Raw genomic sequence first — 25,834 nt, forward strand, 5'->3', positions numbered from 1 at the left:
TGGTGTGTTTGGAGACAGCCAGTTTACCAGCACCCTGTCTGTCAACTTCCACTTCCCCAAGATCCCGCGAAGAACCAAAAAAGCGCCTCTGGGGAGGCGCGGGGAAAAGACAGATTGGAAGCGTCACATGGGTGCCACCTGAATGAGGGATGAGCCGTCCCATCCAAGTGTGAAGCCATGATGCCTGATACTCTCTGAAGCGCTTCTGAGGCGATTCTTCATACTGTGTTCATTTTCAAAATGCTGCTGCAATGTGATTTTTAAATGATTGATGCTGAAATAAAATAAATAATCAGTGATTTATTTTGCTGTGCGGCTCAAAGGAAAGATGAATCGGGGCGGTGGGCATGCTCCTGCCATGGGGCGGATCTGGCGGCAGATTATCCCGGTGCAGGCTCAACACATCACGCAACCATGCTGCCAGATGGCAAGCAACCAGCATGTGATGGAGATGCTGTCCGTCATGGGCAGTGCAACGCCGCCTGCGGTCTACTGTTGGGCCCAGCAACTCGTATGTGATGAAGATGCCGCTCGTCAGAGGATCCGCGCGAGTGGCCTGCGGTCTGTGGTGCCTGCACCCGCAACCCGCATTTGACAGGAGGCGCACCCTTTCATGGGGTCAGCGCGAAGTGGTCTGCGCTCTCCTGCTCCAGTGCCAGCAACCAGCGCTTGATGGGGATGCCTCCCCCGTAGCCGGTCAGTTCACCGCTGCGCCCTATGACCCTGTGGCAGGGCACTATGATGCTGAGGGGATTGCGGCCGTTGGCGGCGCCTACCGCCCGCACGGCCCTGGGGTTGCCGATGGCCTCTGCAATCTGGAGGTAGCTGACGGTCTCGCCGTAGGGAATGTCGCACAACGCCCGCCACACGGCCTGCTGGAATGGTGTGCCCGTGGCGGCCAGGGGGAGATCGAAGCGCCGCAGGCGGCCGGCAAAGTAGTCGACAAACTGCTCGACGAAGGGGGCCAGGGCGGCATCATCCCGCTGCCACTCCGGTTGCGGCAGGACGGGGCGCTCCCCTTGCACGAATTCCACGTGGCGCAGCCCGGCCCCATCGATGGCGATGAGCAGGGGCCCCTTGGCACATTCACAAAAGCTGTACTGCATTCTCTTGTCCTCGGGGTTGTGGCAGGTCACTCCAGCACGGGCTTGCCGCGGGTGGATTTGATCTCTCCCTTGCGTTTCTTGGCATCGACCCGCTTGCGTTGGGAGCTGCGGGTCGGCTTGGTGGCGTGGCGGGCCTTGGGGCGCCAGGCGGCTTTTTTCAGCAGCTCGGTCAGGCGGCTCATGGCCTCCTTGCGATTCATGTCCTGGCTGCGATGGGTCTCGACCCTGATCTGGATGAAGCCGTCGTGAACCCGGCTGTCGCTGAGCCGCTCCAGTCCCTCCTTGTAGAGCGGCGGCAGGCTGGGGGAGTCGCGATAATCGAAGCGCAGCCAGACGGCGGAGTCGGTCTTGTTGACGTGCTGGCCGCCATTGCCCTGGGCCCGCATGGTCTGGAATTGCAGTTCATGCCAGGGGATGATCACGCTGTTGGAGATGACTAACATGGGGTGATGCTCTCATTTGGTGCATCAAGGGAGTCTGGTGCAGCTTGGTGCCTCATTATGGGGCGAGATGCGCTTCCTTGGTGATCCTGAGCCTTTCTGGCTCAGAGTGTCATATCTATCTATATGAAAATAAACGATAAAAATACTTGGCACAAGAATTGATGACCCATTCGTGACATACCATGGATTGGGAGCAACCAGATGAAGCTGATTACTGCGATTATCAAACCTTTCAAGTTGGACGACGTGCGCGAGGCCATCGCCAACCTGGGGGTGGAAGGCCTGACCGTCTCCGAAGTGAAGGGTTTTGGTCGCCAGAAGGGGCACACCGAATTATACCGGGGGGCCGAGTACCAGGTCGACTTTCTGCCGAAGGTGAAGCTGGAGATCGCCACCGCAGACGAGAACGTCGAAGGGGTGATCGAGGCCATCTGCAAGGCTGCCTATACCGGCAAAATCGGTGACGGCAAGATTTTCGTCTATGACCTGCTGCAAGCGGTGCGTATTCGTACTGGTGAGAGCGACGACGAGGCGCTCTGAGTACGCTCCTTTGCCCGGCCGGGTCGGGCAAAGGTCCGGGCAGGTTCTGCCGACAGTGTGAAGGGGTGGTCGTCGAAAGACCGGATGGGATTCCATTCGGTCTTTTTGTTTGGCCGCTGATTAAATAGATCGTTCCAACCCAGCAAACAGCCTTGATCCTCTCCTCCCGATTCATGCAGAATGCAAACGAAAATGGTTATCACTCTTTACGCAGACAAGGAACGGATGATGAAAATGAAGATGTTGGCACTGGCTTTCTCCACGCTTGTCGCCCAGTCGGCGTTCGCCGCCCAGGAGGTAAACGTCTATTCGAACCGTCAGGATGAGCTGATCAAGCCCATCATCCAGCAGTTCGAGAAGGAGACTGGGATCAAGGTCAATGTGGTGTTTGCCAAAGAGGGGCTGAACGAGCGTCTGGAACGGGAAGGCAAGCTCTCTCCGGCCGATCTGATGCTGACCGTGGACATCAGCCGTCTGACCGAGCTGGTGGACAAGGACCTGGTGCAGCCGGTGGACAGCAAGACGCTGCAGGAGAACATCCCCGCCATCTATCGCGATCCGGACAACCGCTGGTTCGCCCTGACCACCCGGGTGCGTGCCATCTACTCCAGCAAGGAGCGTCTTGGCAAGCTCGACACCATCCGCTACGAAGATCTGGTCAAGCCTGAATTCAAAGGAAAAATTTGTACCCGTAGCGGCAAGCACGAGTACAATGTGGCGCTGGTTTCGTCCATGATTGCCCATCACGGCATGGCGGACACCAAGACCTGGCTGGAAGGGGTCAAGGCCAACCTGGCGCGCAAGCCCCAGGGCAACGACCGTGATCAGGTCAAGGCGATCAAGGACGGCATCTGTGATGTCTCCCTGGGCAACAGCTACTACCTGGGTGCCATGTTGAAGGACCCGGCGCAGAAGTCCTGGGCCGACGCGGTGGAAATCAACTTCCCGAACCAGGGTGATCGCGGTGCCCACGTCAACGTGAGCGGCGTGGCCATGACCAAGTATGCCAAGAACAAGGACGCAGCACAGAAGCTGATGGAGTTCCTCTCCGGGGATACCGCCCAGCACATGTATGCGGATGTGAATGCCGAGTACCCGGTCAAGGCGGGGGTCGAGCCTTCTGCCATGGTCAAGTCCTGGGGCACGTTCAAGTCTGACCCCATGCCGGTCAGCGATTATGCCAAGCACCGCAAGGACGCCTTGCAACTGCTGGATGAAGTGAAATTCGACTTGTAATCAGATGGGGCCAACGGCCCCATCAACTTCTGTGGACTCATGAAACATTTTGGATGGATTGCCGGCAGCTGGGCCACCGCCCTGCTGCTGGGTTTGCCGGTACTCGCCCTGGTCTTCTCCGCCTTCTCGGCTGATGGGGAACTGTTTGCCCACCTCGCCGATACCGTACTGCCCGACTATCTGCGAAACACGTCCGGCCTGGTGCTGGGGGTGGTCTGCTTCAGCCTGCTGTTCGGAGTGCCCACCGCCTGGCTGGTGGCCATGTGCGAGGTGCCGGGGCGCCGCGCCCTGCAATGGGCGCTGATGCTGCCCATGGCGATGCCCTCCTATATCGTTGCCTACGTCTATACCGACCTGCTCGACTACTCGGGCCCGCTGCAGGCGGGGCTGCGTGCCCTGTTTGGCTGGCAGGGACCGACCGACTACTGGTTCCCGGCCATTCGCTCCCTCGGGGGCGCCGCCTGGGTGCTGGCGCTGGTGCTCTTCCCCTATGTCTATCTGCTGGCACGGGCCTCCTTCCTGGAGCAGTCGGTCAGCCTCATTCACTCCAGCCGTCTGCTCGGCTGCACCCCCTGGCAGAGCTTTCGCCGCCTGAGCCTCCCCCTGGCCCGCCCGGCCATCATGGTGGGGGCATCTCTGGTCGCGATGGAAACTCTGGCGGACTTTGCCACCGTCCACTTCTTTGCCATCAACACCCTGACCACCGCCATCTACGACACCTGGCTCGGCTACGGCAGCCTGGCGACCGCCGCCAAGCTCTCCTGTCTGATGCTGCTGGCGGTGGTGCTGCTCATCGCGCTGGAGCGCCGCTCCCGCCAGCGCCAGCAGGTGTTCCAGAAGTCCATGGGCTTCGAGCAGCCCCTGCGTTACCCCCTCGGGGGCCTGAGGGGCGTGCTGGCCGGGCTCTGGTGCTGGGGCCTGGTGCTGGCGGGGTTTGCCCTGCCGTTCGTCATCCTGCTCGATTACGGGGTGCGTTACTTCGCGCTGTCGTGGACGCCCGAATTCGTGCGCTTTGCGGGCAACAGCCTCGCCATCTCGGCCCTGACCGCCCTGCTGGCCATGGCCATTGCCCTGCTGCTCGGCTTCTTCCGTCGCCTCGATGGGGGGACTCGCAGCCTGCTGCCCCTGCGCCTCGCCGCCATGGGCTATGCCATGCCGGGGACCGTGCTGGCCATCGGCGTGCTGGTGCCGCTCACGGCCCTTGATTTTGGCATCAACGATCTGGCCGAGTGGCTCGGGATGCCGGGCCCCGGTCTGCTCCTGACCGGCACCCTCACCGCCATCGTGTTCGGCTATCTGGTGCGCTTCGTCGCCATCGCCATCGGGTCGGTGGAGAGCAGCATGAGCAAGATCTCCCCCAGCCTCGACATGGCGGCCCGCTCTCTGGGGCAGGGGGCGGGCGGCATGCTGCGTCGCATTCACCTGCCGCTGGTACGCCGCGGCCTCTTTGCCGGCGCCATGCTGGTGTTCATCGAATCCATGAAGGAGCTGCCCGCCGCCCTGCTGCTGCGGCCGTTCAACTTCGAAACCCTGGCGACCCACGTCTATCAGTTCGTCTCGGACGAGATGCTGGAGCGGGGGGCGCTCGGTGCCATCGTCATCGTGCTGGTGGGGCTGATTCCCCTGCTGTGGATAAACCGTACCCTGGATGGTCCAGGCCATTGAGCGGCCCCGTCCGGCATCACTACGCGAGAGGAAAAGAACCTTGTCCTGCCTGAATATCGAGAAGGTCAGCTGTCACTACAATGGCCGCCCCGTGCTGGAGCAGCTCTCCCTGCAGGTGGCCGACAACGAGATCGTCTGTCTGCTGGGGGCCAGCGGCTGTGGCAAGACCACGCTGCTCAAGGCGGTGGCCGGTCTGCTGCCCCTGGCCCAGGGGGAGATCCGGCTGGGAGAGACCCTGCTCGATGCCCCCGGCGTGAGTGTGCCGCCGGAGGCCCGCCATATCGGCATGATCTTCCAGGATTACGCTCTCTTTCCTCACCTGACGGTGGCCGAGAACGTCGGCTTCGGCCTGACCGGGCAGGATCGCGGCAGCCGCCTGCAGCAGGTGGAAGAGGCGCTGGCGCTGGTCAACCTGCAGGGATTGGGGGAGCGCTATCCCCATCAGCTCTCCGGCGGCCAGCAGCAGCGGGTGGCCATCGCCCGCGCCCTGGTGTGCAAGCCGCGCCTGATGCTGCTGGACGAGCCCTTCTCCAACATCGACACCCAGGTGCGGATGAAGCTGATCCTCGAGATCCGCACCCTGCTCAAACAGCAGGGCATTGGCGCCATCTTCGTCAGCCACAGCAAGGAAGAGGCCTTCGCCTTCGCCGATCGGCTGGCCCTGTTTCGCGCCGGTCGCATCGAGCAGGTGGGGGAGCCGGAGCAGCTCTATCGCCGCCCCGGGAACCGCTTCGTGGCGGAGTTTCTCGGCGGGGTCAACTATCTGGCGGCCGAGGTGGTGGACAGCCACTGCGTGCAGACCCTCCTTGGAACCATCTGCGGTCAGGAGCCCCATGGCCGCGCGGTGGGGGAGCGGCTGCAGCTCATGCTCAGACCCCAGCAGTTGGCGCTGACGGCGGCGGATGACGGTGAGCTCTGGGTGCGTGAGCAACAGTTCCTGGGCCATCACTGCCGGGTACTGGTGGAGTGTGGCGGCCAGCAACTGGAAGCCAGCATCGGTGAGCCCCTGGAAGGGGAGCGCGCGCGGGTGACCGTGGCGCCTCATGCCCTGGTGTTGTTTGACCCCTTGCCCTGAGTGCGTGGTATTGTCATGAAATCAATGAACTGGAAGCGCGCTGGTTTATAATCGCGCCACGCCCATAGCCAACGCACTTGGAGAGAGACATGAAAGCCCAAGCCGGGATCTGCGCAGAGCCGAATCTGCACGCCCTCTATCTGATGTTCAATCGCACCGGTGACGCCGCTGCCCTGACCTCCCGCCTTGCCAGCCTGCCAGCACTCTGGGAGGCGGTGAGCGCCGACTTCCCCGATGCGGCTTTCAGCGGTCTGGTCGCCGTCGGGGCCGACGCCTGGGATGATCTCTATCCTGCCGCCCGGCCGCCCCAGTTCCGCGGTTTCATGGCGCAATCCGCCAACGGTCAGGAGGCCCCCAATACCCCGTTCGATCTCTTCGTACAATTGCGTGCTGATCGGGTGGACGTGCTGCATCATGCCGGTCATCGCGTCATGGCCCTGCTGGCCGGGCTTGTTGAATTGGCCGAGGAAGTCCGCGGTTTTCGCAACCAGGATTGCCGGGATCTGACCGGTTTCGTCGACGGCACCGAGAACCCGCAGGATGAGCACCGAGCCGAGGTGGCGTTGCTGGACGGCGGCGAGTTCGCCGGTGGCTCCTACATCCACGTGCAGCGCTGGGTCCACGCCATGAGCGACTGGGAGAAGCTGGCCCTGAAGGAGCAGGAAGACATCATAGGCCGCACCAAGGTCGACAACATCGAATACGAGTCCGCCGACAAGCCGCTCACCTCCCACATCAAGCGGGTCAACCTCAAGACCCCGAAGGGGGAGTCCATGGAGATCCTGCGCCAGAGCATGCCCTGGGGCACCATGAGCGAGCAGGGGCTCTACTTCATCTCCTGCTGCCGCACGCCGCTGCACTTCAACGCCATGCTGGCCAGCATGTACAAAGGGGAAGGCAGCCACTTCGACCACCTGCTGCGCTTCACCCGGGCGGTGACCGGCGCGGCCTTCTTCGCCCCTTCCGTCGATTTTCTGGTGGCCGAGGGCAAATAAACCCGGCCTGCCGACCGCTCAAAACAAAAAATCCCGGCCAAGGCCGCAATGCTGTTCACTTAAGAGAATTTGAGTTCCAGTCCACGTAGTATCAGGGCTAAAAAATGAGGGAGGCATGATGCCTCCCTCTTTCTATTGCAAGCCACGCTGGATAAAGGCTGAAGGAACATCGACTGGAAACAGCCTTGCTCCCCCAACTCAAGTCGCATTTATGAATAATTAGTCAAAAATGTGCTTATCTGAACAGCATTGCGGCCAAGGCCGGGATTTTTGTGCGGATCGCCCAAGGCGATCGGATCAGGGCGTCTGCTCGAACAGCTCGAGGGCGGAGAGGTAGAGCTCCTCGATGTCGGTATCGCTGGTCGGGGTGATGAAGATGGTGTCATCACCGGCGATGGTGCCGAGGATCCCTTCGGCCTTGCCGAGGGAGTCAAGCAGGCGGGCGATCAGCTGGGCTGCGCCGGGACTGGTGTGGATCACCACCAGAGCGCCGTTGTGGTCGACATCCAGCACCAGGTTCTTGAGGGGGCTGGAGGTGGTGGGCACGCCCAGTTCCACCGGCAGACAGTAGACCATCTCCATCTTGGCATTGCGGGTGCGAACGGCGCCGAAGCGGCTCAGCATGCGCGAGACCTTGGATTGGTTGATGTTCTCGAAGCCCATCTCTTGCAGGGCAGTCACTATCTCTGCCTGGGAGCCGAAACGCTCCTCTTTCAGCAAGGCTTTAAAGGCCTTGGCCAGTTTTTCTTGCTTGTCGTTATGTTTCATCTTGGACTCACGAATGAGGGGAGTGACCGCCTGTCACGCTCAGGCGGTAGATACGAACAGCGCTGCTATTTTGCATTCATATGCCTGTTTTGGCAAGGAAGCGGCGCTTGTTCTGCATATTGATTCAAATATAGCTTGCATCAACTTATGCTGGCGCTAGAATCAGGACGAAATTTTGAAAACTTATTCAATTGGGCTGTATGGGTATCGAATTAATCGGCATCGAAAAATCCTGGCACAAGGTGCCGGTACTGCAGCAGGTGAGCTTTCGGACTGCTCCCGGCGAGACCTTGGTATTGCTGGGCCCGAGCGGGGCAGGCAAGAGCTCTCTGCTGCGCATGATGAACTTGCTGGACACGCCGGATGCCGGTGTGTTGCGCATCGCAGACAGTGAATTTTCTTTCCCGTCCAGCCTCTCTACTGCCGAATTCAACCGTCAGGCACAGGCGCTGCGCCGCAAGGTGGGCATGGTGTTCCAGCAGTACAATCTGTGGCCGCACCTCACCGTGATGGAGAATCTGATTGAAGCGCCCGTCAAGGTGCTCGGCATGAGCCGCGAGGCGGCCATCGAGAAAGGGGCCTATCTGCTGGCCCAGCTGCAACTGGCCGACAAACGGGACGCCTGGCCCGCACGGCTTTCCGGTGGCCAGCAGCAGCGGGTCGCGATTGCCCGGACCCTGATGATGGATCCCCAGGTGCTGCTGTTTGACGAACCGACGGCTGCCCTGGATCCCGAAATTACCAAAGAGGTGGCGGAGATCATCCGCACCCTGAGCCAGACCGGCATCACCCAGGTAGTGGTGACCCACGAAGTGGAGTTCGCCCGCAAGGTGGCCAGTCAGGTGATCTATCTGGAGAAGGGGCGGATCATCGAATCCGGCACCGCCGCCATCTTCCAGTCCCCGCAAACCAGCCGGTTTGCCGAATTCTTGATGCATTGATATTGAGTCGATAAGGAAGCTGTCATGAAAAAGAGTCTGTTGCTGATCGCCGCCATGGGTCTGCTGAGCACTTCTGTGCTGGCCAAAGAGATCAAGTTCGCCACCGAGGCAACCTATGCGCCGTTCGAATACCTGGATGACAAGAACGAGTTCCAGGGGTTTGACATCGATCTGGCCCGCGCGGTCTGCGAGCAGGCCAAGCTGGAGTGCAGCTTCCACAACCAGGCCTTCGACAGCCTGATCCCCAGCCTCAAGTTCCGTCGCTATGACGCCGTCATCGCCGCCATGGACGTGACCCCGGAGCGGGCTGCCCAGGTCGACTTCTCCGACATCTATTACGAGAACTCCGCGGTGTTCGTCGCCAAGAAAGAGACCTTCAAGGGGCCGGACGATCTGGTGGACAAGACAGTTGGCGTGCAGAACGGCACTTCTCACCAGTCCTATCTGGTGGACAACTGGGTGAGCAAGGGTCTGCTGACCGTGCCCTACGCCAGCTACCAGAGCGCCTTCCTCGACATGATGAATGGCCGCACTGACGGCGTGTTTGCCGATACGGCGGTGGCCGCCGACTGGCTCAAGCAGCACAAGGAATACGCCGTGGTCGGTACCCCGGTGACCGACGCCAAGTACTTCGGTACCGGTTTTGGCATCGCGGTGGCCAAGGGCAACCAGGAACTGCTGACCCAGCTGAACAAGGGGCTGGCCGAGATCAAGGCCAACGGCACCTATCAGAAGATCTATGACAAGTACTTCGCGCAGTAAGCCATGTTGAGCCTGTTGTTGGATGCAGCCTGGATGACCCTCGGGCTGGCCCTGGCATCCCTGGTCGGTGGCATGGTGCTGGCACTGGCATTCAGTGCGGCTGAGTTGAGCAAGCAGCGTGCGTTGGTGTGGCCCGTGGCCACCCTGACCACCTTGATCCGTGGTCTGCCCGAGTTGCTGGTGGTGCTCTTCATCTACTTCGGCTCGACCCAGGTGCTGTTCCTCATCACCGGGGAGTATGTGGAGTTCAGCCCGTTCGCCTGCGGTGTGCTGGCGCTCTCCCTGCTGTTTGCGAGCTACGCCACCCAGACCCTGCGTGCCGCCCTCAATGCGGTGCCCACGGGGCAGCGGCTGGCGGCGCAGGCGCTCGGCCTGGGCAAGGGGCACACCTTCTTTCGCATCGTGCTGCCCCAGGCCTGGCGTCACGCCCTGCCCGGGCTCGGCAACCAGTGGCTGGTGCTGCTCAAAGACACCGCTCTGGTCTCCCTCATCGGGGTAAACGAGATGATGCGTCAGGCACAGATGGCGTCGGCCAGCACCTATCAACCCTTCACCTGGTACGCCGCTGCCGCCCTCATCTATCTGGCCATCAGTCTGGTGAGTGAATTCGGCTTGAAGCAGGCGTCCCGCTATACCCGCCGTTACGGAGGCTGACCATGCAGGATTACCTGATGACCCTGCTGGGAGGGCTGGCGATCACCTTGCAGCTCACCGCATTCAGCTTGCTCCTGGGCGTGCTGATGGCGGCCGGCATGACCTGGGTGCTGGAGCGTCGCATTCCGGTGGCGACCCAGCTGGTGCAGCTCTGGGTACTGGTCTTTACCGGTACGCCGTTGCTCATCCAGATCTTCCTCATCTACTACGGGCCTGGTCAGTTTGAATGGCTCAAGGCGGGGCCGCTCTGGCCGCTGCTCAAGCAACCCTGGTTCTGCGCCGTGCTGGCGCTCGGTTTCAATACCGCAGCCTACTCCACCCGGCTGTTTAAGGGGGCGCTCGACGCCATCCCCGCCGGTGAAGTGGAGGCCTGCCGTGCGCTCGGCTTCTCCGCCGGACAGACCCTGTGGATGAAGGCCCGCCATGCCGCCCGTCGGCTGGTCCCCGCCTATTCCAACGAGGTGATCCTGGTGCTCAAGGGGAGTTCGCTCGCCAGTACCATCACCATCATGGACATCATGGGGCTGGCCCAGCGTCTCAACGCCCAGACCTATGACACCCTGGCGGTGTTTACCGTGGCCGGAGCGCTCTATCTGACCATGAATGGATTGTTAACAATTGGTTTCCGCTGGTGTGAGCGTCGGGCACTGGCTTTCCAGTCCTGAAGCAGTCACATTTACCTCTTAATGGTGAGGGGAGCACAGGAAATCTGTGTCTTTCCTCCCATTTATCGCATATTCCTCTCCGCTTTCATCGCCGCTTGTTCCCTGGCTCACAGAACCCGTGATTACAACTGTTATCAGATTGTTTTTTAGGAGGGGATCCTTTAAGGTGAGGCGCACAATAAGAATCAGCATTAACCCAACTAGAAACAACCTTAAACCTACGCTTAGACATGGAGTTGATCATGAAAGTTGCCGTTCTGGGTGCCGCCGGTGGCATCGGCCAAGCCCTCGCTCTGCTGTTGAAAAACCGCCTGCCTGCCGGTTCCGAACTGAGCCTGTATGACATTGCCCCGGTCACTCCGGGCGTGGCGGCGGACCTGAGCCACATCCCGACTGACGTGAAAGTAAAAGGTTTCTGCGGTGAAGATCCGAGCCCGGCTCTGGTCGGCGCCGATGTCGTGCTGATCTCTGCCGGCGTGGCGCGCAAGCCCGGCATGGACCGTTCCGACCTGTTCAACATCAACGCCGGGATCGTCAAGAACCTGGTGGAAAAGTGTGCTGCTTCCTGCCCGAAAGCACTGATCGGCATCATCACCAACCCGGTCAACACCACGGTCGCCATCGCCGCCGAAGTGCTAAAGAAAGCCGGTGTCTATGACAAGCGTCGCCTGTTCGGCGTGACCACCCTGGATGTGATCCGTGGCGAGACCTTCGTGGCCGAAGCCAAGGGCCTGAACGTTGACAAGGTACGTGTCAACGTCATCGGCGGTCACAGTGGCGTGACCATTCTGCCGCTGCTCTCCCAGGTTGAAGGCGCCAGCTTCACCGCTGAGGAAGTGGCTGCCATGACCAAGCGCATTCAGAATGCCGGTACCGAGGTGGTGGAAGCCAAGGCCGGTGGCGGTTCCGCCACTCTCTCCATGGGTCAGGCAGCCTGCCGTTTCGGTCTGTCGCTCATCAAGGGTCTGCAAGGGGAAGCCAACGTCATCGAGTGTGCCTATGTGGAAGGCAACGGTGAGCACGCCACCTTCTTCGCGCAGCCGGTGCTGCTCGGCAAGAACGGCGTCGAAACCGTGCTGGACTACGGCAAGCTGAGCGCCTTCGAGCAGGAAGCGATGGACAGCATGCTGGCCACCCTGAAGGCTGACATCCAGCTGGGCGTCGACTTCGTCAAGTAAGTCTCTACGTCGACCGCAAGGGGAGCCCAGGCTCCCCTTTGTCATTTTCGGGGTTGGGTGTAGCGGGCTAAGGAGATGGCCCTGGCTGCCGATAACAGAAGGCAGCAGGAGATCCCTATGATAAAACCAAGAACCCTCATCGCCATTATCGGTGTGTGCAGCTTACCCTTGCAGGGGGCGGAGTCCACCTCGGCCGCCGCGCCCACCCAGGCGGTGGCGGCTGCAGCCGCGCCGCCATCCGCGGCGTCTGCATCCTTGTCACCGGCCTCATCATCGGCCCAGCCAGCCCTGACGCCAGCCTCTTCTGTCGCCACGCCATCCCTCCCTGTGTCAGCAGTTCCAGCCCAGGCGCCATCCGCATCCGCACCTGTGCCGTCCGCACCGGCAGCTGCGCCGCTGCCCAGGGCGACGACGCAGGCATCCGCTGCTGCGGGAGAGTTGCAGGCCGTGCCGCTCTATCGCCAGGACGAACTGCTCAACTGGATAGAGCAGGGGCGCCATCTGGCCCGGGTGAAGCAGGACAGGTGCCAGCTCACCCAGGATATCGAGGCGAGGGCCTCGGTGATGAAGATCCCTGCCTATCAGTTCCTCTGGGGAGACATGCTGGCGTGGGGGGTTTGCACCAAGCCGGACGCCCAGATCGGGGTGCAGTACATGTGGGAGGCCGCCAACCAGGGGCTGGCGCCGGCGCTGGAACAGCTTGGCCGCTATTACTGGAAGGGGATCCTGGTTCAGAAGGATCTGGTGCGGGCCGAGACCCTGATGCGGGAAGCCGCGAGCCTCGGCTTCTTACGGGCACAGATGGAGTGGGTGGAGATGTTGCTGCAGGGCATGGGGAGTCCGCTGGATTACGAGGAGGCGTATCACTGGCTGCACGGCGCCGTCATCGGTGACAAGGCCATGCACCAGAAGGCGGCGAGCCTGCTCAGCCGGCTCGGCAACCGGATGCCCGCCAATGCCATCGCCCGTGCCAAGGCGATGCACTGAGTTCTGGTAGCCCGCTTTGATATTACAAGGCCCACGAAGCTGTGCTTGTGGGCCTTGTGCATTTTCCCGGTCAGGGGAGGGATCAGAGGCCCTGATGGGGGCCGAAGACCTCGTAGTGCATCCGCTCGGCAGGCACGCCCACATTCTCCAGCTGAGCTTTGACTGCCTTCATGAACGGGACAGGGCCGCAGAAATAGTAGTGGGCGTCGGCCGGAATGAGGTCGGTGACCTGCTCCAGTGCCAGAGTGCCGCTGAAGTCGTAATCCTCTCCTTTGACATCCTGCTCCCCCGGCTCCCGATACCAGATCCGGCTCTCCAGTTTCCCGTGTTGCCTGCTCTTTGCCCGGATCTCGTCCCTGAACGCGTGGTGGGCGCCGTGTTCGCAGGCGTGAAGCCAGCGAATATCCATATCCGGGCCCTCGGCCAGCAAGTGGTTGAGCATGCTCAGCATGGGGGTGAGGCCGACCCCGGCGGAGATCAGCACCACGGGCGTGTCTGTCACCTCTTGCAGGAAGAAGTCGCCGGCCGGCGGCATGATGTCGACCGTGTCACCGATGTGAAGATGATCATGCAACAGGTTGGAGGCCTGACCCCTGGGTTCGCGCTTGACGCTGATGCGGTAGTCGCGGCCATTGGGGGCGTCCGAGAGGGAGTACTGGCGGATCTCCTGATGCTCGAGGGCGGGATGAACCAGCTTGATACTGAGATATTGCCCCGGTTTGAAACGCAACACGGGGTTGCCATCGAGGGGTGCCAGGACGAAAGAGGTGATGAGTTCACTCTCCTGACGCTTCTCCTTGATGATGAAAGGGCGGGTTCCCTGCCAACCACCGTCCTGGCTTGCCTTCTCCCGATAGAGCTCGCTCTCCCGGCCGATAAAGATGTCGGCCAGCACACCGTACGCCTTGCCCCAGGCGGTAAGGACCTCCTCCGTGACAGCGTTGCCACCCATTTCTTTGAGCGTGGCCAAGAGATGACTACCCACAATGTGATATTGTTCCGGCTGGATCAGGAAACCCGTGTGTTTGTGGGCGATGCGTTCAACGGCTCCGGCCAGGGCCCCCAGATTGTCAATGTTCCTAGCATAGGCCGCCACCGCACTGAACAGTGCCAAGGGCTGTCCCCCGCTACGCTGGTGAGCCAGGTTGAAGAGATCCTTCAACTCGGGATTGTGGCTGAACATGCGCTGATAAAAGTGCCGTGTGAGGTCAGGGCCCGCCGATTCGAGCAAAGGAATGGTGCTCTTGATGACGGCGATGGTGGCTTGGTCTAACATAGGAGGTCCTTTCTAATTGAACATCTGGAATGTCACTTATTAAGTTGCATCCTAAATGTTTAATTGATCTGGATCAATCATCAATTCTTCGCGCTAGGCGCTACAGGCACTATGAGACTAACGAGCTATACCGATTTTGGATTGAGAGCCCTGCTCTATCTGGCTACCCTGCCGGAGGGGGAACTGTCGAGCGTGGCCAAGGTATCCGCCTTGTACGACGTATCCCGCAACCACATGGTGAAGGTGGTGAACCAGTTGGTGAAACTGGGCTATCTACAGTCACAACGCGGCAAGAATGGTGGCATCCGCATGGCGCGCTCCCCCGACGAGATCAATATCGGGCAAGTGATCCGGGCATTGGAAGGCAATCTGGACGGGATCGACTGCAGCTCCCCGGTCTGCCATATCGTCTCCGTCTGTCTGCTCAAGAGTGCCTTGAAGGAGGCGATGAACGCCTTCCTCGCGGTGATGGATGGTTATACGCTGCAGGATTTGCTGGCAAACCGTGACGAGTTGCAGCAGGTGTTCGGTGAGCTCATCCCCACTCTGGTGCTGGAGCCGGATGACGAGAGCGAGTGAAGCAAAAAGGCTGCCATCGGCACAATGCTGTTCACTTAAGAGAATTTGAGTTCCAGTCCACGTAGTATCAGGACAAAAAAGCGAGGGAGGCATGATGCCTCCCTCTTTCTATTGCAAGCCCCGCTGGATAAAGGCTGGAGGAAGATCGACTGGACACAGCCTTGCCCCCTCAACTCAAATCCAATTTATGAATAATCAGTCAAAAAAGTGCTTATCTGAACAGCATTGTGCCATCGGCAGCCTTTTTTCAATCCTCGTACTCTGAATCGTCCCGGTACAGGTGCGGCATGATCCTTGCCATCTTCACCATGTTGTTCTCCACTTCGAGAATCTCGATAGGGTAGCCCGCCAGCCTGACACTGATGTTGGGTTGGGGGATCTCCTCAAGGTACTCCAGGATGGCGCCATTGAGGGTCCGTGGGCCGTCCATGGGCAGGTGCCAGTCCATCTCCTTGTTCAGCTCGCGGATGCTGGCGGAGCCTTCGACCAGGAAGGAGCCGTCCGGCTGGGGATGGATCTCGTCACTCGGGGTCGGTGTCATGGAGGTGGTGAAGTCACCGACAATCTCTTCCAGGATGTCGTCCAGGGTGATCAGCCCCTGAATATCGCCATATTCGTCGACGATAAGGCCAATTCGCTCCTTGTTGCGCTGGAACTTGGCCAACTGCACGTTGAGGGGGGTCCCCTGGGGGATGAAATAGATGGGGTCGACTTCCCGCAGCAGGCTGGACTTGCTGAACTGATCCCGGGCGACCAGTCTCAGGGCATCCCGTGAGTGCAGGAAGCCGACGACGTCATCGATATTGTCGCGATAGAGCAGGATCTTGGTGTGGGCGCAGTGGGCCAGCTGGCGCAGTATGATCTTCCAGTCGTCATTGATGTCGATGGCGGAGATCTCGCTGCGCGGGACCATGATGTTCTCCACCGTCATCTTGTCGAGATCCAGGATGCTTATCAGCATCTCCTGGTGGTGCTTGGGAATGAGATTGCCCGCCTCGTTGACGATGGTGCGCAGCTCTTCGGAATTGAGGGAGTCATCCTTGTTGTGCTCTAGACGCAAGAGTTTCAGCAGCAGGTTCGTGATGCTGTTGATGAGCCAGACAAGGGGGGTGAACGGCACCATCAGCCCCTTGAGGATCCAGGAGGCAGGGTAGGCTATCCGCTCGGGGAACATGGCCGCCAGTGTCTTGGGGGTGACTTCCCCGAATACCAGCACCACCAGGGTCAGCCCGAAGGTGGCAATGGCGACGCCGAGATCCCCGAACAGCCGGATGCAGACGATGGTCGCGATGGCGGAGGCCAGGATGTTGACCAGATTGTTGCCGATGAGAATGAGGCCAAGCAGGCGGTCCGGCCTGGCCAGCAGCTTCTCGACCCGGCGGGCAGCCTTGTGCTTGGTCTGGGCCAGATGCCGCAGCTTGTAGCGGTTGAGCGACATTAGACCGGTTTCGGAACTGGAGAAGAAGGCTGACAAAAGGATCAAGATAACGAGAACAATCAGCAATGTACTCGTTGAGATACTGTCCAAGAAGGGCTCCTGTAAGGATGGTTGGGGAATGTTCGTGTGTCAGCTAAGCAGCACTTCCTTGACGAAACGGCTGCCAAAATAGGCCAGTGTCAGGATGAAGCTGCCGATGAGGCTCAGCATGATGACCTTGCGGCCGCGCCAGCCACGGGTATGGTGACCCCAGAGCAGCAGAGCGTAGACGCACCAGGCCAGGATAGAGAGGATGGCCTTGTGGGATTTGCCCTGGGCAAACATGTCTTCCAGGAAGAACAGGCCGGATGCGATGGAGAGGGTCAGCAGCAGCAGACCTGCGGAAATGAGCTGAAACAGGCGCTTCTCCACCGTCATCAGGGGTGGCATGGCTGGCAGGTGGCTGATCTTTCTGGATTTCAGTTGCCTGTCCAGGCAGGCAAGCTGGAGGGCAAACAAGCAGGCGATCATCAGTACCGAATAGGCCATCAGCGCGAGGCCTATGTGCAGCAGTAACTGGGGGTGCGCTTCCAGATGGGTGATGTAGCGCCCGGGAATGAGCGCGCTGGCCGCCAGCAGCAGGGCTGAAAAACTGTAGACGACGGGCAGCAGGATCCAGCCGTTGAAGCGTCGGGTGACGCAGGTCATGAAGCAACTGATGATAAGGCTGACCAGGGACGCCACGTTCAACATGCTGAGATTCTGGCCGGAATGGGTGACCAGCACTTCGCTGCCCACCGCCATGCCATGGGCGGTCAGGGCCAGGCCGACACAGGCGAACAGCGATACTTGCCCGACGGGCTTGGCGCTGAGCAGCAGGTGCAGTGAGGCGATGATGGCCAGCAGGTAAAACGCCAGGGCCAGAACAGAGATCACGATCATAACCAGGTCGTTGTCAAACAAGCTTTATGGATAAGAGGGGCAGTATACCTTGCACAAGATATGCTCGCCAGTTGTGCCAGAGGCTAACTGCCCACATATAAGTAGGCGTTGATGGCCACCGTGCGGCGAATAATCGTCCTCCGGCGTTGACTGAGGTATACTGCCCTCCATTTGTTGACCTGCCCGTTCGATGGCAGGCCGCCGCGGCAAGCGGCGAGTAATCGTCCCTAGAGTGCTGACCGGGGTATAATGCCCCCAGTGTCACGCCAAGAACCGGAAAGCGTCATGTTTGAAAATTTGACTGAACGACTCTCGCGCACCCTGCGCAATGTCAGCGGCCGCGGCCGCCTGACCGAAGAGAACATCAAGGATACCCTGCGCGAAGTCCGCATGGCGTTGCTCGAGGCGGACGTCGCCCTGCCGGTGGTGCGCGATTTCGTGGCGCGCGTCAAGGAACGAGCCGTGGGCCAGGAAGTGGCCAAATCCCTGAGCCCGGGCCAGGCGTTCATCAAGATCGTCCATGGCGAACTGGTCACCGTGATGGGGGAGGCCAACGAACAGCTCAACCTGGCTGCCCAGCCGCCGGCCATCATCCTGATGGCAGGTCTTCAGGGGGCCGGTAAGACCACTACGGTCGGCAAACTGGCCAAACTGCTCAAGGAGCGCAGCAAGAAGAAGGTGCTGGTGGTCAGTGCGGACGTCTACCGTCCGGCGGCGATCAAGCAGCTTGAGACACTTGCGGGCGACATCGGTGTCGACTTCTTCCCGAGTGATGCCAGCCAGAAACCGATCGCCATTGCCACTGCCGCCATCGATCAGGCGCGCAAGAAGTTCTATGACGTGGTGATCGTCGATACTGCCGGTCGTCTGCACGTCGATGGCGAAATGATGGCGGAGATCCAGGATCTGCACGCCACCATCAAGCCGGTCGAAACCCTGTTCGTGGTGGATGCCATGACAGGCCAGGATGCTGCCAATACCGCCAAGGCCTTCAACGAGGCGCTGCCGCTCACCGGTGTGATCCTTACCAAGGCAGACGGTGATGCCCGCGGTGGTGCCGCACTGTCGGTGCGCCACATCACCGGCAAACCGGTCAAGTTCATCGGTATGGGCGAGAAGACCGACGCGCTGGAGCCGTTCCACCCGGATCGTCTCGCCTCCCGCATCCTCGGTATGGGGGATGTGCTCTCTCTCATCGAAGAGGTGGAGCGCAACGTCGATAAAGAGAAGGCGGCCAAGCTGGCCAGCAAGGTCAAGAGTGGCAAGGGCTTCGATCTGGAAGACTTCCGTGAGCAGCTGGCCCAGATGCGCAACATGGGTGGCATGATGGGGATGCTCGACAAGCTGCCTGGCATGTCCGGCCTGCCGGACAACATCAAGGATCAGATGGATGACAAGCTCACCGTGCGGATGGAGGCCATTATCAGCTCCATGACGCCGAAAGAGCGTGCCCATCCCGATCTCATCAAGGGCTCCCGCAAGCGCCGCATCGCTGCGGGCTCCGGCATGCAGGTCCAGGATGTGAACAAGCTGCTCAAGCAGTTCACCGAGATGCAGCGCATGATGAAGAAAATGTCCGGCAAGGGCGGCATGCGCAAGATGATGGGCCAGATGAAGAACATGCTGCCCCCCGGATTCGGTGGTGGCGGTCGCGGTCCGTTCTGATTTTCCTGCTGGTCAGGTAGAAAGGCTCACCCCGGTGAGCCTTTTTCATGCCAATCCCTGCGCAAAAAATAGCTGGCTTGGTTGCAATTATTACGAATCCAAGTAGAATTACGCGGCTTATTTTAAGCTAGGGTCTGCGTATTTGCAGGCCTTGTTCATTAGATGTTTATGAGGACGATATGGTAACCATTCGTTTACAACGTGGTGGCGCGAAAAAGCGTCCGTTCTACCAGGTAGTAGTTGCTGACAGCCGTAACGCCCGTGACGGTCGTTTCATCGAGCGCGTCGGTTTCTTCAACCCGGTTGCTGCTGGTAACGCTGAAAAGCTGAACCTGGACCTGGCTCGTATCGAGCATTGGGTTGCTACTGGTGCCGCTGTTTCTGACCGCGTTGCCAAGCTGATCAAAGACGCTGCCAAAGCTGCTTAATCAGCCAAACGGTAGGGAGTTAAGGTGGAAAAACCTGTAGTTCTGGGCACCCTGGGGACCGTTTACGGGATCAAGGGCTGGCTTAAAGTGAACTCCTTCACCGATGTTGCCGAAGCGATTTTCGATTACAACCCCTGGCTGATCAATCAGAACGGGGCGTGGCGTGAAATCCGGGTGTCATCCTGGAAGCGTCATAACAAGGGTCTGATCTGCAAACTCGATGGTATCGATGTGCGTGAGGATGCCCTGGCATTGACCAACGTCGAGATTGGCGTCCCCGCCGATCTGTTGCCTGCGTTGCCCGAAGGGGAGTTCTACTGGCGTGACCTCATTGGTTGCACCGTGGTAACCACCAAGGGATACGACCTGGGCAAGGTGACCGAATTGATGGAAACCGGCTCCAACGATGTGTTGGTGGTTGAGGCCAATGTAAAAGATGCCTTTGGTGCAAAGGAGCGGTTGATACCGTTCCTGGAAGAGCAGGTGATCAAGAATATTGATCTGACTGCTCGAACAATCGAAGTTGATTGGGATCCTGGTTTCTAGTTTCCCGCGCTAACACGGGTGCCGGAGGTTTCTTATGTGGATTGGGGTCATTAGCCTCTTCCCGGAAATGTTCCGAGCCATTACCGAGCACGGGGTAACGGGTCGGGCCGTCAAGAGTGGCCTGCTGCAGATTGAGTGCTGGAACCCTCGGGACTTCACCCACGACAAACACCGTACGGTCGATGATCGTCCTTATGGTGGTGGGCCCGGCATGTTGATGATGGTTCAGCCGCTGCGTGATGCCATTCATGCAGCCAAGCAAGCGGCGGGAGACGGGGCGAAAGTCATCTATCTCTCTCCTCAGGGACGCAAGCTGACTCAAGCGGGCGTGACCGAGTTGGCGACGAATCAGAAACTGATTCTGGTCGCCGGTCGATACGAAGGTATCGATGAGCGCGTGATACAAACCGAAGTCGACGAAGAGTGGTCTATCGGAGATTACGTGTTAAGTGGTGGCGAGTTGCCTGCCATGACCCTGATCGATGCGGTTTCGCGTCTGGTCCCGGGGGTCTTGGGTGATCAGGCCAGTGCCGAGCAGGACTCCTTCACGGATGGCCTGCTGGATCATCCCCACTATACTCGGCCGGAGGTGTTGGATGGGCTGACGGTGCCCGAGGCGCTGACAAGCGGCAATCACGAAGTGATTCGGCGCTGGCGACTCAAGCAATCGCTCGGACGAACCTGGCAGAGAAGGCCGGAACTTATTAACAACCTAGCTCTGACTGACGAGCAAGAATCACTTCTTGCCGAGTATGTCCGCGAAGTGCGTGACAGCGTTAAGTAGAGTTTTCAGTTTATCCTAGGTAAGGAAAGACAATGAGCAAGATTATTCAGCAGCTTGAACAAGAGCAACTGCGTACCGACATCCCGGCTTTTGCCCAGGGCGACACCGTACGTGTTCAAGTTCGTGTTAAAGAAGGTGGTAAAGAGCGTCTGCAGGCTTTCGAAGGCATCGTGATTGCCAAGCGTAACCGCGGTCTGCACTCTGCTTTCACCGTTCGCAAGATCTCCAACGGCGAAGGTGTTGAGCGTGTATTCCAGACTCACTCTCCGCTGATCCACAGTGTAGAACTGAAGCGTCGTGGTGATGTTCGCCGCGCCAAACTGTACTACCTGCGCAACCTGTCCGGCAAAGCTGCTCGTATCAAAGAGAAGCTCAACTAATTCGATTCGAATTGGTGTCGGTATGTCGGCGAAAAGCTCGACAGGTAGTGAAAAGGCTCGCCAATGGCGAGCCTTTTTTGTATCCGTGTGCGGGGTATTGGCTCAACTGGGCTGGCTGACCCGCACCACAGAGTTGTCACGCCCGAAGGGGCCAGGCACGTAGTCGTCCGCCTCCCAGTCGTTGTCATAAAGAGTTTCACCATCGGGTTGCACTAGCTGATAGCAATACTCGAAATGGCTGGGGCCATCGGTCGGCAGGTTGAGTGTCGCCTTGAACTCCCCGTTTTTCATCCTCTTCAGTTCAATGGGCTGCCACTGGCTGAATTCACCCAGCAGCAAGACCTGCTCGGCATCACCGGCGGCCTCCTTTTCGACGGCAAAGGTCACCTTTACCTCGGGACGCGATTTGAGGAATTGCTTGTTGATCGGCATATGGACTCCTTGTCACTGGCTGCGAAGAAAGTAGCGCTGGTTATTTTTATATCACTTTATGACAAGGATGTTGATAAACAGGATCAAAGGGGGAGGGCAAAATGGCGCTGCAGGAGTTGATGGGTGAACTCGATCTTGAGGTAGAAGCCCCGTGGTAGCGTCATGATGGGTTGGCCATTGCGGCCGATAGCGCGGGTCAGCGCCTTGCTGTTGGCCGCCTTGGGGCGCAGCTGCAATACTTGGCCGTGGCGGGCGCTGATCTGCTCCACTTCCCCCAGCACTATCATGTCCATCAGCTCTTCCCAGTCCTGTCGCAGCAGTCCTTCTTCCTCTTCATTCGGGCTCCATAGCAGCGGCATGCCGACGCGACGGTCGCCGACAGGGATGTCGCGGCTGCCTTCCACCGGGATCCAGAGCACCCGCGACAGCTTGTTGCGCACGTTCGACTCCTCCCAGCGCTGGCCGCTGACCCCGATGAGGGGGGCCACGCAGACAAAGGTGGTTTCCAGCGGGCGCCCTTGAGGATCGACGGGGATCGTCTTGAGCTCGATACCGAGATCCGGAAAATCCTGCTCGGGACGGCTACCTGCACTGGCCCCCAGCTGCCACTCGATCAACTGCCCTGTCCAGCCCTTGTCACGTCTGAGATCCCGCGGTACGGGGATGCCCGCCGTTGCGGCAAGCTGGGCCAGAGTGAAGCCAGCCATGGCGTAGGCTCGACTGAGCAGCTCTTGTTCTGACTGGGGATTGGCAGGCATGAGGGCTCCTCTGGAGATAATAGACATCGCAATACGGATCCTTGCATGGTATCGCTGATTTTATAACCGATCCTCGCCCGACTATACACAGGGGGACATGGGTGACAGAATTCAACATATCTAAATGATTTTAAAGGGTTTTACTTTATTTATCCAGTATGTTGGCCCGCCGGATCCCCGCATAAACGAGTTGTCCAAGGGTTTGTGCGAGCTGTTGCACACAGTTATCCACAGAAATCTTGGATAACTGGCGTAAAGTGGTGAAAGGAAGCGTGGCACCAGAAATAAATGTGAGAGTACGCCGATTTTCAGCGCCATTTCGGTGCAGATAATGCGCCATATCTGTGGATAAATCCGTCTTGGTGGATCTTTGAGCAGTCGAACTTGTTCACAATTGACAGGCAGGATCCTCTTAGGCAAAAGACATGGATCTTGATCCAGCAATTAAACTATAACCTTATGTATTTAAATGTATATTTTGTTTTTAAGTGAATCGGGTATGATATGCTTCCGTGCAATGCCACAGTATAAAACTACTGTATATACCTGCTTGATCACAGGTTTATGCACAGTCTGGGTGGGCAACTTGCCTAGCATGAACCTTCAATTTGTTTATAACTTTGCTTGAAATGCCAAGTTATTCATGAATGGAAGATGACAGTCCCTGTTTGCCGCCACGGGGTGAATGTGGAACAATCTCGTTATAGATTCAGCCTTTATAAGGTGATCACGTGATAGATGGTGACGGATTTCGTCCCAATGTCGGCATCGTGATCTGTAACCGTGACGGACAAGTATTGTGGGCTAAGCGCTATGGGCAGCACTCCTGGCAGTTTCCGCAGGGGGGGGTTGATGATGGTGAATCGCCGGAGCAGGCCATGTATCGTGAGCTGTATGAGGAGATAGGCCTCAAGCAGGACGATGTGACCATACTGGCGACCAGTCGCAACTGGCTGAAGTATCGCTTACCCAAACGACTCGTCCGCTGGGACAGTTCACCGGTCTGTATTGGCCAGAAGCAGAAATGGTTTTTGTTGCAGCTCGATCCTGGCAAAGAGTCCAGGATCCAGTTTGGCTGTCATGGTCACCCGGAATTTGATGATTGGCGTTGGGTCAGCTTCTGGTACCCGGTTCGTCAGGTCGTCTCCTTCAAGCGGGAGGTTTACCGCCGGGTGATGAAGGAGTTTGCCCCGCTGGCCATGCCAGTCCCCGTGGTGCAGGCTAACCGAAAAGATGGGCGGCGCAACCGCTCGCGTTAAGGAGCACAACTAGTTGCTGACGGAACTCAGACGCATCGTGGAAAGCATGGCCGAGGCCAACACCCTCGAACAGGCCTTGCAAGCATTGGTGAGCCAGACCCGGCTCGCCATGACGGTGGACTGCTGCTCCGTCTATGTAGCCGAGCCGGACATGCGCCGCTATCGACTGGCTGCGACCGATGGTCTGGCCGAATCGGCCGTGGGCAAGGCCACCCTGCCGTTCGAGCAGGGTATCGTCGGCCTGGTGGGTCAGCGTGAAGAGCTGATCAACCTGGCGGATGCCCCCTCTCACCCCAGTTTTAAGTTCCTGCCCGATGTGGCGGAAGAGGCGTTTCGCTCCTTCCTCGGCGCTCCCATCATGCATCAGCGTCAGGTAGTGGGGATTCTGGTCGTGCAGCAGAAGGAGAGCCGCCTCTTCGATGAGGGGGAGGAGTCCTTCATGGTCACCCTGGCGGCTCAGCTGGCTGCCCGCATCGCCCAGGCCCAGGCCAAGGGGTGGCTGCAGAAGACCGACTGGAGCAAGCCGCTGCGCGGTATTGCCGGGGCGAGTGGCATCGCCATCGCCAAGGCCTGGGTGTGGCGTCCGCGCAAGGCGCTCAATACCATCACGCCGCGCAAGGACGAGGATCATGCCAAGCAGCTTGCCCGTCTCGAGCTGGCGGTGGAGGAAGTGCGCCATGATCTGGAGAGCCTGGCACTGCGCTTTCGCGAGAGCTACAGCCAGGACTCGGTCGCCATCTTCGACATCTATCTGCACCTGTTGAACGATCCCGGCTACATCAAGCCCATCCGCAACAAGGTCAGCAAGGAACACTGGACGGCGATCTCGGCGGTCAAACTCATCAGCGATCGGCTGATAGAGCAGTTCAAGGGGATGAAGGATCCCTATCTGCGGGAACGTTCCACCGATGTGAAAGACATCGCCCAGCGGCTCATCAGCCGGCTGGTGCAGGACGAACCCGAGCAGCTCACCATCGGCGAACCCGTGGTGCTGGTCGCCGATGAAGTGACGGCCACCATCCTTGCGGAGATCCCGAGGGAATTTCTGAGCGGTGTGGTGTCGCTCAAGGGCGGGACCAACTCCCATGCCGCCATCCTGGCCCGTGCCATGGGGGTGGCGGCCATCATGGGGGTGGATCTGCCCCTCGGTGACATCGGCGGGCGCACTCTGGTCATCGATGGCTACAGCGGCGATCTCTTCATCGAACCCAACCAGGTGATCCTGACCGAGTACCGGCAACTGCTGAGTGAGGAGCGGGCACTCGACACCCTGGTGCGTAGCGTCGACAGCCAGCCCTCCGAGACTGCCGACGGCACCAAGGTCTCTCTGCTGCTCAACGCAGGGCTGAGTGCGGATACCGAGATCTCCCTCAATCATCTGGCGGACGGGGTCGGGCTCTATCGCACCGAGATCCCCTTCATGCTGCAGGACAGCTTCCCTTCGGAGTGGGAGCAGACTGCCCGCTATCGCGGGATCCTGGAAACCTATCGGGATCGCCCGGTTTGCATGCGGACTCTGGACGTGGGGGGGGACAAGCAACTGCCCTATTTCCCCATCGTGGAGGAAAATCCCTTCCTTGGTTGGCGGGGGATCCGGCTCACCCTGGATCACCCCGAACTCTTCTTGGTGCAGCTCAAGGCCATGTTGCGGGCCAGCGAAGGGCTGGACAATCTGGCCATCATGCTGCCGATGATCAGCAGTGTCAGTGAAATCAAGGCCTCCCGTCGTCTGCTGGATCAGGCGTGGCGCGAGGTGTCGGAAGAAGCGGCCAGCCGCGATGCGGTGATCCGCTACCCCAGTCTCGGGGTGATGATCGAAGTCCCCTCCGCGCTGTACATCCTGCCGGAGATGGCGCCGCTCATCGACTTCTGGTCGGTGGGCAGCAACGACCTGACTCAGTACCTGCTGGCGGTGGATCGCAACAATGCCCGTGTCGCCAGCATCTACGATGCCTTCCATCCCGCGGTGATCCGCGCTTTGCAACTGTTGGTCGATGCCTCTCAGCGCTATCACAAGCCGGTCTCTGTTTGTGGCGAGCTGGCTGGCGATCCGGTCGGAGTGCTGCTGCTGCTGGCCATGGGCTATCGCCGTTTCAGCATGAATACCCACAACATCTCCCGTATCAAATACGTGCTGCGGCAATCCGACCTTGGCGAGTTGAAGGCGCTGATGGCGGATGGTCTCAAGCATGACAATCCTCACGTGCTGCGGGGCCTGTTCGCCCGATATCTGGAAGAGCACGGTCTGGGCGGATTGCTGCGGGCTGGGCACAAGGTCAGGCTGCCCGATTGATATTCCACCTTGTTACTGCGTAAGAATGATCGGAGAATGCGGCTTTTCTTATGATTGGGG

Annotated in this window: 27 protein-coding genes; 19 read left to right on the forward strand and 8 right to left on the reverse strand. The window is 59.3% G+C overall.

Features of this window, described 5'->3' with window-relative positions; translation table 11 throughout:
* Positions 1-611: 611 nt before the first annotated feature.
* Positions 612-1,106 carry a methylated-DNA--[protein]-cysteine S-methyltransferase gene (locus OKC30_RS03965; protein ID WP_052814794.1) on the reverse strand — a complete coding sequence of 165 codons (495 nt, stop codon included), beginning with the start codon at positions 1,104-1,106 and terminating at the stop codon, positions 612-614.
* A 26-nt stretch (positions 1,107-1,132) separates the two neighbouring features.
* Positions 1,133-1,549, reverse strand: a complete 417-nt coding sequence (gene arfB, locus OKC30_RS03970; protein WP_010673067.1) for an alternative ribosome rescue aminoacyl-tRNA hydrolase ArfB — start codon at positions 1,547-1,549, stop codon at positions 1,133-1,135.
* A 201-nt stretch (positions 1,550-1,750) separates the two neighbouring features.
* Here arfB and glnK point away from each other — a divergent pair, with 201 nt between their 5' ends.
* From glnK to OKC30_RS03995, 5 genes are all read left to right on the forward strand, one after another.
* A complete protein-coding gene (gene glnK, locus OKC30_RS03975) occupies positions 1,751-2,089 on the forward strand; it encodes a P-II family nitrogen regulator (protein ID WP_005332325.1) in 339 nt (112 codons plus the stop codon).
* Between the two features lie 228 nt (positions 2,090-2,317).
* Entirely contained in the window at positions 2,318-3,325 is a 1,008-nt protein-coding gene (locus OKC30_RS03980) for a Fe(3+) ABC transporter substrate-binding protein (protein ID WP_010673068.1), read from the forward strand.
* Positions 3,326-3,364: 39 nt separating this feature from the next.
* Complete coding sequence (locus OKC30_RS03985; RefSeq protein WP_103857974.1) at positions 3,365-4,990, forward strand: ABC transporter permease; 1,626 nt, start codon at positions 3,365-3,367, stop codon at positions 4,988-4,990.
* 40 nt (positions 4,991-5,030) lie between these two features.
* On the forward strand, positions 5,031-6,065 hold the full coding sequence (locus OKC30_RS03990; protein ID WP_270666870.1) for an ABC transporter ATP-binding protein: 1,035 nt from the start codon (positions 5,031-5,033) through the stop codon (positions 6,063-6,065).
* Positions 6,066-6,154: 89 nt separating this feature from the next.
* Positions 6,155-7,060, forward strand: coding sequence for a Dyp-type peroxidase (locus OKC30_RS03995; protein WP_042864452.1), 906 nt, complete (start codon positions 6,155-6,157; stop codon positions 7,058-7,060).
* Between the two features lie 297 nt (positions 7,061-7,357).
* On the opposite strand, the gene argR is transcribed toward OKC30_RS03995, so the two are convergent.
* Entirely contained in the window at positions 7,358-7,828 is a 471-nt protein-coding gene (gene argR / locus OKC30_RS04000) for a transcriptional regulator ArgR (protein ID WP_005308670.1), read from the reverse strand.
* A 200-nt stretch (positions 7,829-8,028) separates the two neighbouring features.
* Here argR and OKC30_RS04005 point away from each other — a divergent pair, with 200 nt between their 5' ends.
* The 6 genes from OKC30_RS04005 (at position 8,029) to OKC30_RS04030 (ending at position 13,015) form a co-directional block, all read left to right on the forward strand.
* Positions 8,029-8,769 (forward strand): ATP-binding cassette domain-containing protein, encoded by a 741-nt coding sequence (locus tag OKC30_RS04005; protein ID WP_041214472.1) that lies wholly within the window; start codon positions 8,029-8,031, stop codon positions 8,767-8,769.
* 24 nt (positions 8,770-8,793) lie between these two features.
* Positions 8,794-9,531: an arginine ABC transporter substrate-binding protein gene (locus tag OKC30_RS04010; protein ID WP_010673073.1), complete on the forward strand. Its 738-nt coding sequence runs from the start codon at positions 8,794-8,796 to the stop codon at positions 9,529-9,531.
* Positions 9,532-9,534: 3 nt separating this feature from the next.
* Positions 9,535-10,185, forward strand: a complete 651-nt coding sequence (artQ, locus tag OKC30_RS04015) for an arginine ABC transporter permease ArtQ (RefSeq protein ID WP_125117090.1) — start codon at positions 9,535-9,537, stop codon at positions 10,183-10,185.
* A 2-nt stretch (positions 10,186-10,187) separates the two neighbouring features.
* Positions 10,188-10,850, forward strand: coding sequence for an arginine ABC transporter permease ArtM (gene artM, locus OKC30_RS04020; RefSeq protein WP_048209073.1), 663 nt, complete (start codon positions 10,188-10,190; stop codon positions 10,848-10,850).
* Between the two features lie 242 nt (positions 10,851-11,092).
* Entirely contained in the window at positions 11,093-12,028 is a 936-nt protein-coding gene (mdh, locus tag OKC30_RS04025) for a malate dehydrogenase (RefSeq protein WP_010673076.1), read from the forward strand.
* Between the two features lie 396 nt (positions 12,029-12,424).
* Positions 12,425-13,015 (forward strand): tetratricopeptide repeat protein, encoded by a 591-nt coding sequence (locus tag OKC30_RS04030; protein WP_029313773.1) that lies wholly within the window; start codon positions 12,425-12,427, stop codon positions 13,013-13,015.
* 82 nt (positions 13,016-13,097) lie between these two features.
* Here the strand turns inward: OKC30_RS04030 and hmpA are convergent, their stop codons facing one another.
* Positions 13,098-14,291: an NO-inducible flavohemoprotein gene (gene hmpA / locus OKC30_RS04035; protein WP_069652213.1), complete on the reverse strand. Its 1,194-nt coding sequence runs from the start codon at positions 14,289-14,291 to the stop codon at positions 13,098-13,100.
* Between the two features lie 111 nt (positions 14,292-14,402).
* Here hmpA and OKC30_RS04040 point away from each other — a divergent pair, with 111 nt between their 5' ends.
* A complete protein-coding gene (locus OKC30_RS04040) occupies positions 14,403-14,870 on the forward strand; it encodes an Rrf2 family transcriptional regulator (protein WP_039039978.1) in 468 nt (155 codons plus the stop codon).
* A gap of 247 nt (positions 14,871-15,117) precedes the next feature.
* On the opposite strand, the gene OKC30_RS04045 is transcribed toward OKC30_RS04040, so the two are convergent.
* Both OKC30_RS04045 and OKC30_RS04050 read right to left on the reverse strand, forming a co-directional pair.
* Positions 15,118-16,398 carry an HlyC/CorC family transporter gene (locus OKC30_RS04045; RefSeq protein WP_160837191.1) on the reverse strand — a complete coding sequence of 427 codons (1,281 nt, stop codon included), beginning with the start codon at positions 16,396-16,398 and terminating at the stop codon, positions 15,118-15,120.
* Positions 16,399-16,437: 39 nt separating this feature from the next.
* Positions 16,438-17,229 carry a cytochrome C assembly family protein gene (locus OKC30_RS04050; protein ID WP_010673082.1) on the reverse strand — a complete coding sequence of 264 codons (792 nt, stop codon included), beginning with the start codon at positions 17,227-17,229 and terminating at the stop codon, positions 16,438-16,440.
* A gap of 285 nt (positions 17,230-17,514) precedes the next feature.
* Between OKC30_RS04050 and ffh the strand changes: the two genes are divergently transcribed.
* From ffh to rplS, 5 genes are all read left to right on the forward strand, one after another.
* Positions 17,515-18,894 (forward strand): signal recognition particle protein, encoded by a 1,380-nt coding sequence (gene ffh, locus OKC30_RS04055; protein WP_010673083.1) that lies wholly within the window; start codon positions 17,515-17,517, stop codon positions 18,892-18,894.
* 179 nt (positions 18,895-19,073) lie between these two features.
* Positions 19,074-19,322 carry a 30S ribosomal protein S16 gene (gene rpsP, locus OKC30_RS04060; protein ID WP_010673084.1) on the forward strand — a complete coding sequence of 83 codons (249 nt, stop codon included), beginning with the start codon at positions 19,074-19,076 and terminating at the stop codon, positions 19,320-19,322.
* A 24-nt stretch (positions 19,323-19,346) separates the two neighbouring features.
* Positions 19,347-19,868 carry a ribosome maturation factor RimM gene (gene rimM, locus OKC30_RS04065; RefSeq protein ID WP_039039979.1) on the forward strand — a complete coding sequence of 174 codons (522 nt, stop codon included), beginning with the start codon at positions 19,347-19,349 and terminating at the stop codon, positions 19,866-19,868.
* A gap of 34 nt (positions 19,869-19,902) precedes the next feature.
* Positions 19,903-20,652, forward strand: coding sequence for a tRNA (guanosine(37)-N1)-methyltransferase TrmD (gene trmD / locus OKC30_RS04070; protein ID WP_010673086.1), 750 nt, complete (start codon positions 19,903-19,905; stop codon positions 20,650-20,652).
* Between the two features lie 32 nt (positions 20,653-20,684).
* A complete protein-coding gene (gene rplS, locus OKC30_RS04075; protein WP_005313505.1) occupies positions 20,685-21,032 on the forward strand; it encodes a 50S ribosomal protein L19 in 348 nt (115 codons plus the stop codon).
* A gap of 102 nt (positions 21,033-21,134) precedes the next feature.
* Here rplS and OKC30_RS04080 read toward each other — a convergent pair whose 3' ends face one another.
* Together OKC30_RS04080 and mutH are read right to left on the reverse strand one after the other, a co-directional pair.
* On the reverse strand, positions 21,135-21,464 hold the full coding sequence (locus tag OKC30_RS04080) for an isoamylase early set domain-containing protein (protein WP_103260846.1): 330 nt from the start codon (positions 21,462-21,464) through the stop codon (positions 21,135-21,137).
* Positions 21,465-21,547: 83 nt separating this feature from the next.
* Positions 21,548-22,222, reverse strand: coding sequence for a DNA mismatch repair endonuclease MutH (mutH, locus tag OKC30_RS04085; protein ID WP_042014896.1), 675 nt, complete (start codon positions 22,220-22,222; stop codon positions 21,548-21,550).
* Positions 22,223-22,953: 731 nt separating this feature from the next.
* Between mutH and rppH the strand changes: the two genes are divergently transcribed.
* Together rppH and ptsP are read left to right on the forward strand one after the other, a co-directional pair.
* On the forward strand, positions 22,954-23,481 hold the full coding sequence (gene rppH, locus OKC30_RS04090) for an RNA pyrophosphohydrolase (protein ID WP_010673089.1): 528 nt from the start codon (positions 22,954-22,956) through the stop codon (positions 23,479-23,481).
* A 13-nt stretch (positions 23,482-23,494) separates the two neighbouring features.
* Positions 23,495-25,774 carry a phosphoenolpyruvate--protein phosphotransferase gene (gene ptsP, locus OKC30_RS04095; protein ID WP_160837185.1) on the forward strand — a complete coding sequence of 760 codons (2,280 nt, stop codon included), beginning with the start codon at positions 23,495-23,497 and terminating at the stop codon, positions 25,772-25,774.
* The last annotated feature ends 60 nt before the right edge of the window (positions 25,775-25,834 follow it).

The sequence above is a fragment of the Aeromonas sp. QDB18 genome, from assembly GCF_027705325.1.
GTDB classification, from domain to species: domain Bacteria; phylum Pseudomonadota; class Gammaproteobacteria; order Enterobacterales; family Aeromonadaceae; genus Aeromonas; species Aeromonas caviae.

Coding starts and splice junctions, on each gene's coding strand:
- glnK (WP_005332325.1), top strand. CDS start 1,751: ATGAAGCTGATTACTGCGATTATCAAACCTTTCAAGTTGGACGACGTG.
- OKC30_RS04050 (WP_010673082.1), bottom strand. CDS start 17,229: ATGATCGTGATCTCTGTTCTGGCCCTGGCGTTTTACCTGCTGGCCATC.
- trmD (WP_010673086.1), top strand. CDS start 19,903: ATGTGGATTGGGGTCATTAGCCTCTTCCCGGAAATGTTCCGAGCCATT.
- OKC30_RS03995 (WP_042864452.1), top strand. CDS start 6,155: ATGAAAGCCCAAGCCGGGATCTGCGCAGAGCCGAATCTGCACGCCCTC.
- mutH (WP_042014896.1), bottom strand. CDS start 22,222: ATGCCTGCCAATCCCCAGTCAGAACAAGAGCTGCTCAGTCGAGCCTAC.
- OKC30_RS04080 (WP_103260846.1), bottom strand. CDS start 21,464: ATGCCGATCAACAAGCAATTCCTCAAATCGCGTCCCGAGGTAAAGGTG.
- OKC30_RS04010 (WP_010673073.1), top strand. CDS start 8,794: ATGAAAAAGAGTCTGTTGCTGATCGCCGCCATGGGTCTGCTGAGCACT.
- ffh (WP_010673083.1), top strand. CDS start 17,515: ATGTTTGAAAATTTGACTGAACGACTCTCGCGCACCCTGCGCAATGTC.
- OKC30_RS03980 (WP_010673068.1), top strand. CDS start 2,318: ATGAAAATGAAGATGTTGGCACTGGCTTTCTCCACGCTTGTCGCCCAG.
- rpsP (WP_010673084.1), top strand. CDS start 19,074: ATGGTAACCATTCGTTTACAACGTGGTGGCGCGAAAAAGCGTCCGTTC.
- artQ (WP_125117090.1), top strand. CDS start 9,535: ATGTTGAGCCTGTTGTTGGATGCAGCCTGGATGACCCTCGGGCTGGCC.
- OKC30_RS04040 (WP_039039978.1), top strand. CDS start 14,403: ATGAGACTAACGAGCTATACCGATTTTGGATTGAGAGCCCTGCTCTAT.
- argR (WP_005308670.1), bottom strand. CDS start 7,828: ATGAAACATAACGACAAGCAAGAAAAACTGGCCAAGGCCTTTAAAGCC.
- OKC30_RS03985 (WP_103857974.1), top strand. CDS start 3,365: ATGAAACATTTTGGATGGATTGCCGGCAGCTGGGCCACCGCCCTGCTG.
- arfB (WP_010673067.1), bottom strand. CDS start 1,549: ATGTTAGTCATCTCCAACAGCGTGATCATCCCCTGGCATGAACTGCAA.
- artM (WP_048209073.1), top strand. CDS start 10,188: ATGCAGGATTACCTGATGACCCTGCTGGGAGGGCTGGCGATCACCTTG.
- hmpA (WP_069652213.1), bottom strand. CDS start 14,291: ATGTTAGACCAAGCCACCATCGCCGTCATCAAGAGCACCATTCCTTTG.
- OKC30_RS03965 (WP_052814794.1), bottom strand. CDS start 1,106: ATGCAGTACAGCTTTTGTGAATGTGCCAAGGGGCCCCTGCTCATCGCC.
- OKC30_RS04005 (WP_041214472.1), top strand. CDS start 8,029: ATGGGTATCGAATTAATCGGCATCGAAAAATCCTGGCACAAGGTGCCG.
- rplS (WP_005313505.1), top strand. CDS start 20,685: ATGAGCAAGATTATTCAGCAGCTTGAACAAGAGCAACTGCGTACCGAC.
- mdh (WP_010673076.1), top strand. CDS start 11,093: ATGAAAGTTGCCGTTCTGGGTGCCGCCGGTGGCATCGGCCAAGCCCTC.